1 protein-coding gene is annotated in these 1,438 nt (G+C 30.7%); it reads left to right on the top strand.

Annotated elements, in window-relative coordinates:
* Positions 1-161: 161 nt before the first annotated feature.
* Positions 162-1,438 (top strand): L,D-transpeptidase (locus tag Q0370_RS11520; RefSeq protein ID WP_299575867.1); only part of this gene is annotated, 1,277 nt, incomplete at its 3' end.

The raw sequence follows: 1,438 nt of genomic DNA, 5'->3' as shown, positions 1-1,438 counted from the left end.
TGTGGTATAATATGTCAAAGAATTTCAAATTTTTAAGATGATTTTTTCTACTTAGAATAACAATAAAAAGGATGGCGAAATAAAGATGAGAAAGGCAAGTAACTTATTGGCTTGTAAATTGAAACATTATAAAAAGAGAACGATGAACAGGAGGGGAAATTGTGACAAAAAAGCTAGATAATCTTATTGAAGCTGGAAAGGAAAAACTGAAAGCAAAAAAATGGCGAAAAATTGGAATAGTTGCATTATTTAATACCGTTGTAGGACTTAACATAAACGCCAAACCATTGAACCTGCCCAAGGAGTATTCCGAAAACATTTCTGTTGAAGGGCATGAAAATGAAGTATTTGATTACGACTTTAACAATGACGGAATAAATGAAAAAGTTGTTGTAACATATAATTCAGTGAACAATGTAATAGGAGCTGTAATTTCAATATACACAAATCAAGGTGGAAAGGATATGCTGACATATCAGGTAACTTTTGATAAAAAGTTTAGTATTATGGAGCTTCAGGCAATGCAAAAAATGTTTGACAAAGTCAAAGAATATTATCCTGAATATTCTAAAAATATTCAACCTAACGAAACTAGATATATTACAATTTATGGGGATAACAGAAATAATGACATAATTTTTGATAAAGTAAAATTTAATAATCATGCTCCAGAAAATACAAATAACTTTTTATTTATAAAAAATTCGGCAAGCTTACTGGAAGCTCCATACGGAAATGCCGTGGCACATCTAGGATTCAGTGAAAAACCTGAAATATTGTTTGATATGGTATCAGACTCGGCAAATTCAAATGCAAAATGGTATTTCACAGAATTTACAAAAAAAGGCGATACTAATGTAACTAGAAAAGAAAAAAAAGATAAAAATGGTAAAGTAATAGCAGAAAATCCAACAACTATCAAAGGATTTATCGCAGGTAACGAAGACAATGTCTCTGAAAGAGGGTTTTACTGGGATAAAATGATTAATAGAATTGAAGTTGTAAACAATTTTATCGACACTGCGCTAAAGGCAAAAGAAGATTTATATATTATTACAGAATATAAGCCTCTGTCACGTGATAAACCTAGCAAAAAGGATAGATTTGGCAACAAGAACAATCAGAGCATCATAGGATACACAAAGGCAAACAAGGAAGGCGAAATAATAAATATTCCCGATCAGACAATCTTTAAAATAATCGGTGAAGAAAATAATATGCTAAAAATTGAAACACCATTTTATGGAGGACCTTATTATATTGAAAAAGTTGAAGGAACTTATCAAAAAGCAGAAAATATAAAAGGTGAAGTAAATAAATTTATAGCAATTGACCCAAGTAGCCAGACTGAAGCAATTTTCCAAAGAGATCCTAAAACTGGGAAATATGATGTTATAACATATTCATTTGTAACCACAGGAAAAGATGGATACGGTTC

This window comes from uncultured Leptotrichia sp., from assembly GCF_938036635.1.
In the GTDB taxonomy this organism is placed as follows: domain Bacteria; phylum Fusobacteriota; class Fusobacteriia; order Fusobacteriales; family Leptotrichiaceae; genus Leptotrichia; species Leptotrichia hongkongensis.
The sequence above is the reverse complement of the archived record's forward strand: the minus strand, read 5'-3'. Positions and strand labels throughout refer to the sequence as shown.